The 5,350-nt window shown below is 57.3% G+C and carries 5 protein-coding genes; 4 read left to right on the top strand and 1 reads right to left on the bottom strand.

The features are described from left to right. Positions 1–113: 113 nt before the first annotated feature. Positions 114–1,112 (top strand): tRNA dihydrouridine(20/20a) synthase DusA, encoded by a 999-nt coding sequence (gene dusA, locus FN633_RS15125; RefSeq protein WP_154058270.1) that lies wholly within the window; start codon positions 114–116, stop codon positions 1,110–1,112. A 131-nt stretch (positions 1,113–1,243) separates the two neighbouring features. Next, complete coding sequence (gene pspG / locus FN633_RS15120; RefSeq protein WP_042388868.1) at positions 1,244–1,486, top strand: envelope stress response protein PspG; 243 nt, start codon at positions 1,244–1,246, stop codon at positions 1,484–1,486. A 308-nt stretch (positions 1,487–1,794) separates the two neighbouring features. On the opposite strand, the gene FN633_RS15115 is transcribed toward pspG, so the two are convergent. Beyond that, on the bottom strand, positions 1,795–2,778 hold the full coding sequence (locus tag FN633_RS15115) for a quinone oxidoreductase (RefSeq protein ID WP_154058269.1): 984 nt from the start codon (positions 2,776–2,778) through the stop codon (positions 1,795–1,797). A gap of 62 nt (positions 2,779–2,840) precedes the next feature. Here FN633_RS15115 and dnaB point away from each other — a divergent pair, with 62 nt between their 5' ends. Together dnaB and alr are read left to right on the top strand one after the other, a co-directional pair. Next, positions 2,841–4,247 (top strand): replicative DNA helicase, encoded by a 1,407-nt coding sequence (gene dnaB, locus FN633_RS15110; RefSeq protein WP_154058268.1) that lies wholly within the window; start codon positions 2,841–2,843, stop codon positions 4,245–4,247. Between the two features lie 8 nt (positions 4,248–4,255). Next, the gene (gene alr, locus FN633_RS15105; protein ID WP_154058267.1) at positions 4,256–5,335 is read left to right on the top strand and encodes an alanine racemase; all 1,080 of its coding nucleotides are present in this window, start codon (positions 4,256–4,258) and stop codon (positions 5,333–5,335) included. Positions 5,336–5,350: the final 15 nt, after the last annotated feature.

The following is a 5,350-nucleotide window of genomic DNA, read 5'->3' as shown; positions in this document are numbered from 1 at the left end:
ATCGCAAGATATCCTCAACATACGTTATGCGCAACGTCCCCGGCGTGCTGTTCAGGCGAAATGAGTATGCTATAGTAGCGCCCCTTTTCTATTTTGATGAAAAAACGTACGCTATGCCGCCAGTCACGCCCGCTACCGCCTTCGCCGCCCATCGCTTCTCCATCGCGCCCATGCTCGACTGGACCGATCGCCACTGTCGCTATTTCCTGCGCCTGCTGTCGCGGGAGACGCTGCTCTATACCGAGATGGTAACCACCGGGGCGATTATCCATGGCAAAGGCGACTACCTGGCCTACAGCGACGAAGAGCACCCCGTTGCGCTTCAGCTGGGCGGCAGCGATCCGGCGCAGCTGGCCCACTGTGCGAAACTGGCCGAAGCCCGCGGTTATGATGAGATCAATCTCAACGTTGGCTGTCCGTCCGATCGCGTGCAGAACGGTATGTTCGGGGCCTGCCTGATGGGCAATGCGCAGCTGGTGGCAGACTGCATCAAAGCCATGCGCGATGTGGTCTCTATCCCGGTGACGGTGAAGACCCGCATCGGCATTGACGATCAAGACAGCTACGAATTCCTTTGCAGCTTTATTGATACCGTTTCCGGCAAGGGCGAGTGTGAGACGTTTATTATCCATGCCCGTAAGGCCTGGCTCTCTGGGCTCAGCCCAAAGGAGAACCGCGAGATCCCGCCCCTGGACTACCCGCGCGTCTATCAGCTTAAGCGCGACTTCCCGCACCTGACCATGTCCATTAATGGCGGCATTAAATCGCTGGAAGAGGCGAAGGCGCACCTTGAGCATATGGATGGGGTGATGGTAGGGCGTGAGGCGTATCAAAATCCAGGCATCCTGGCTGCGGTTGACCGTGAGATTTTTGGCGTAGCGCGTGACGATGCCGATCCGGTCGCGGTGGTGCGCGCCATGTATCCCTATATTGAGCGTGAGCTGAGCAGCGGTGCCTATCTCGGGCACATTACCCGCCATATGCTGGGCCTTTTCCAGGGCGTTCCAGGCGCGCGCCAGTGGCGTCGCTACCTGAGTGAAAACGCTCATAAGGCCGGGGCAGATATTAACGTGCTGGAGCAGGCGCTAAAGCTGGTCGCAGATAAGCGTTAGAAATTCGCTAAAAGTTAGCTAAATTGACTACGCCTCGCAGCGCTCTGCGAGGCGTTTTGTTTTATTATCAATGAATTACATTCTGGCATGATTCTTGTAATAACTCAGGTAACTATTGAGGGGGAAGAGCCATGCTGGAACTACTGTTTGTTATTGGATTTTTTATGATGCTGCTGGTTACGGGCGTCTCGCTGCTGGGCATTATCGTTGCTCTGGCAGTGGCCACGGCGCTAATGTTTGTCGGTGGTCTGTTTGCCTTAATGTTTAAACTGCTGCCCTGGCTGCTGCTGGCGGTCGCTATCGTCTGGGTGATCCGGGCGGTGAAAAAGCCAAAACTGCCGCTGTATCAGCGTAATAGCCGCTGGCGTTACTAAGTAATGCGGTCTTGATCACATCCTGGCACTTTTCTCTGGCAGGTTCAGCCAAACCGCATAGGATTTAGGTATTGAATCTGTCACTATTGCGCGGCTTTTGAATTCATCGAGCTGTACCCTACATACAGCCGAACTAAAAAAAGAAAGGGCTTCTCTGTTTTACAGAGAAGCCCTAATTCTTTTCCCTCGTCATACTTCAAGCAGCCGGTGCGTTGGCTGCGCTTACTCGCCCCAGTCACTTACCTATGTAAGCTCCTGGGGACTCGCGCACTTGCCGCCTTCCTGCTACTCGAATTATTTAGAGGGAATCAGGGGATCAATAAGCTCGATCCCTGCGTTGACCGGCTCTCCAGCGTTTCATGCGCGCGCTGCGCCTCCGCCAGCGGGAACTTCTGCTCCTCCGCCACGTCCACCTTAATCACGCCGCTGGCAATCAGCGAAAAGAGCTCGTTGCTCGCCTCTTCTAGCTCCTCCCGGTTAGTGATGTAACCCTGAAGGGAAGGGCGGGTGGCATACAGGGAACCTTTCTGGTTGAGAATGCCGAGGTTAACGCCGGTGACCGGGCCAGAGGCGTTGCCGAAGCTGACCATCAGGCCGTGACGCTGTAGGCAGTCCAGCGACGATTCCCAGGTATCTTTTCCTACCGAGTCATAGACAACGCACACCTTTTTACCGCCGGTGATCTCCTTGACGCGATCAACGATGCTCTCCTCGCGGTAGTTAATCACCTGCCATGCACCGGCCTGCAACGCCCGCTGCGCCTTCTGCGCGCTGCCCACGGTGCCGATCAGCTTTCCACCTAGCGCCTTGGACCACTGGCAGGCGATAAGCCCTACGCCGCCCGCCGCTGCATGGAACAGAAACGGCTCGTCGGGCTTGATCTCATAGGTTTTACGCAGCAGATAGAAGACCGTCAGCCCTTTCAGGAACGAGGCCGCCGCCTGTTCAAAGGAGATCGCATTGGGCAGAATAGCGACCTTATCCGCAGGCACGTTGTGTACCGAGCTGTAGGCACCCAGTGCCGACTGGGCATAGACCACCCGATCGCCCGCTTTAATGTGGCTAACGTTTTTACCTACTTTGCTGACTACGCCTGCTGCCTCTGTACCGAGTCCGCTTGGCAACGCCGGTGGCGGATAGAGGCCGCTGCGGATATAGGTGTCGATATAGTTGATACCGATAGCCTTGTTCTCGACCTGCACCTCGTTCTCTGCCGGATCGGTGGGAGTAAACTCCACCGCTTTTAATACCTCAGGGCCACCATGCTTGTGAAATTCAATTCTTGTTGCCATGCTTCCTCCTGAACTCTGTGGTAATCTTGCGAGCCAATTATCATCTCGGTACTCCATTCACTATGGCAGGAAATAAACCCTTCAACAAACAGACTGAACCCCGCGATATGCAAGTCGAGGGGATGAAAGTGCCGCCACACTCAATCGAAGCGGAGCAGTCGGTGTTGGGCGGTTTAATGCTGGATAACGAACGCTGGGACGACGTTGCCGAGCGCGTTGTTGCGGAAGATTTCTATACCCGCCCGCACCGACACATCTTCACTGAGATGCACCGCCTGCAGGAGATGAGCAAGCCCATCGACCTGATCACTCTGGCGGAGTCGCTGGAGCAGCAGGGCCAGTTGGACAGCGTAGGCGGTTTTGCCTATCTTGCAGAGCTATCGAAAAATACGCCAAGCGCGGCGAACATCAGCGCCTATGCTGACATCGTTCGCGAACGTGCGGTTGTACGCGAGATGATTTCGGTGGCTAATGAAATCGCCACTGCGGGCTTTGACCCTCAGGGGCGAACCAGCGAAGATCTGCTCGACCTCGCCGAATCCCGCGTTTTCCAGATTGCCGAAAACCGGGCGAATAAAGACGAAGGGCCGAAAAGTATCGATCAGATCCTTGAAGCCACCGTTGCGCGTATCGAGCAGCTGTTTCAGCAACCCCACGACGGCGTTACCGGCGTTGATACCGGCTACCAGGATCTGAATAAGAAAACGGCGGGTCTGCAACGTTCGGATCTGATCATCGTGGCGGCGCGTCCGTCGATGGGTAAAACCACCTTCGCTATGAACCTGTGCGAAAACGCCGCGATGCTCCAGGATAAGCCAGTGCTGATCTTCAGCCTGGAGATGCCCGCCGAGCAGATCATGATGCGTATGCTGGCGTCGCTCTCCCGCGTCGATCAGACCCGCATCCGTACCGGCCAGCTCGACGACGAAGACTGGGCGCGGATCTCCGGCACCATGGGTATTCTGCTGGAGAAGCGTAATATGTATATCGACGACTCCTCTGGCCTGACGCCGACCGAGGTGCGCTCCCGCGCCCGACGGATTTTCCGCGAGCATGACGGCCTGAGCATGATCATGATCGACTACCTGCAGCTGATGCGCGTTCCGTCGCTCTCCGACAACCGTACCCTGGAGATCGCGGAGATCTCCCGCTCGCTGAAGGCGCTGGCGAAAGAGTTACAGGTGCCGGTCGTCGCCCTGTCGCAGCTTAACCGCTCCCTGGAGCAGCGTGCTGATAAGCGCCCGGTCAACTCCGACCTGCGTGAATCCGGCTCTATCGAGCAGGATGCCGACCTGATCATGTTTATCTATCGTGATGAGGTGTACCACGAGAACAGCGATCTGAAAGGCATCGCAGAAATTATTATTGGTAAGCAGCGTAACGGCCCGATCGGTACGGTACGTCTGACCTTTAACGGGCAGTGGTCGCGCTTCGACAATTATGCCGGGCCACAGTATGACGAAGAATAAGGATTAACATGCAAGCGGCAACCGTAGTAATTAACCGCCGCGCTCTGCGACACAATCTGCAACGCCTGCGTGAGCTGGCTCCTGCCAGCAAACTGGTTGCAGTGGTGAAAGCGAACGCTTACGGACACGGTCTCCTGGAGACCGCGCGAACGCTCCCCGACGCCGACGCCTTTGGCGTTGCCCGTCTCGAAGAGGCCCTAACGCTGCGTGCGGGCGGCATTATCCAGCCCATTCTGCTGCTGGAGGGTTTTTTTTCCGCTGACGATCTCCCCACGCTCTCTGCGCAAAATTTGCACACCGCCGTGCACAATATCGAGCAGCTGGAGGCGCTGGAGAGGGCGGTGCTGCCTGAACCTATCACCGTTTGGATGAAGCTTGATACCGGCATGCATCGGCTGGGCGTGCGTCCCGAAGAGGCCAGCGCGTTCTATCAGCGTCTCTGCACCTGTAAAAACGTGCGCCAGCCGGTGAATATTGTCAGCCACTTTGCCCGGGCCGATGAGCCAGAGTGTGGCGCAACCGAGCAGCAGCTGGATATCTTCACCACCTTCACCGAAGGCAAGCCGGGCCTGCGCTCTATTGCGGCCTCCGGCGGCATTCTGCTCTGGCCGCAGGCCCACTTTGACTGGGTGCGTCCCGGCATCATTCTCTATGGCGTCTCGCCGCTGGATCAAAAACCCTGGGGCGCTGACTTTGGCTTCCAGCCGGTGATGTCCCTGACCTCAAAGCTGATCGCCGTGCGTCCGCACCGTGCGGGCGAGCCGGTAGGCTACGGCGGGACCTGGACCAGCGAGCGCGATACGCGTCTTGGCGTAGTAGCGATGGGCTACGGCGATGGCTATCCCCGCGCCGCGCCATCGGGTACGCCGGTACTGGTCAACGGCCGCGAAGTGCCTATCGTCGGGCGCGTGGCGATGGATATGATCTGCGTTGACCTTGGGCCAGAGGCCCAGGAGCGAGCGGGCGATCCGGTAGTGATGTGGGGCGAAGGGCTGCCGGTAGAGCGCATCGCTGAGCTTACAAAAGTAAGTGCTTACGAACTTATTACGCGACTGACGTCCCGGGTCGCGATGCGCTATGTAGATTAATGATGGCGTCCGGCG

This window comes from Pseudescherichia vulneris (genome assembly GCF_902164725.1).
GTDB lineage: Bacteria > Pseudomonadota > Gammaproteobacteria > Enterobacterales > Enterobacteriaceae > Pseudescherichia > Pseudescherichia vulneris.
Note: the sequence above shows the minus strand (reverse complement) of the source record. Positions and strands in the feature narration are given on the sequence as shown.